The 264-nt window shown below is 43.2% G+C and carries 1 protein-coding gene; it reads right to left on the reverse strand.

Annotated features, from left to right (window positions below):
- On the reverse strand, window positions 1-264 hold a 264-nt coding region (locus ACNQ0W_RS25735; RefSeq protein ID WP_417933349.1), incomplete at both ends, for a type II secretion system protein GspG.

Consider the following 264-nt stretch of genomic DNA (forward strand, 5'->3'; position numbering starts at 1 on the left):
TCGTTACCTTCACCACCTTCTTTACCATCAGCGCCAAATGAATATAGATCAAAAGGATGGCCGTCTTTTCCAGGTACGACATATTGGATATCATTTTTCCAGCTGTCTTTAGGATAACCACCTTTCACATAACCACCCGGCATCCAGTTTTTTGCTGTAGCAGGTTGATTAATAAGCGCATCTAAACCACCTACTTGCATGGTTGGGAAATGCCCATTATCGAGCTTGTATTGATCTAAGGCACCCGCTACCCCTTTCAAAGTA

Source organism: Enterobacter cloacae complex sp. 6730903, from assembly GCF_048283985.1.
Classification (GTDB): Bacteria; Pseudomonadota; Gammaproteobacteria; order Enterobacterales; family Enterobacteriaceae; genus Enterobacter; species Enterobacter hormaechei_C.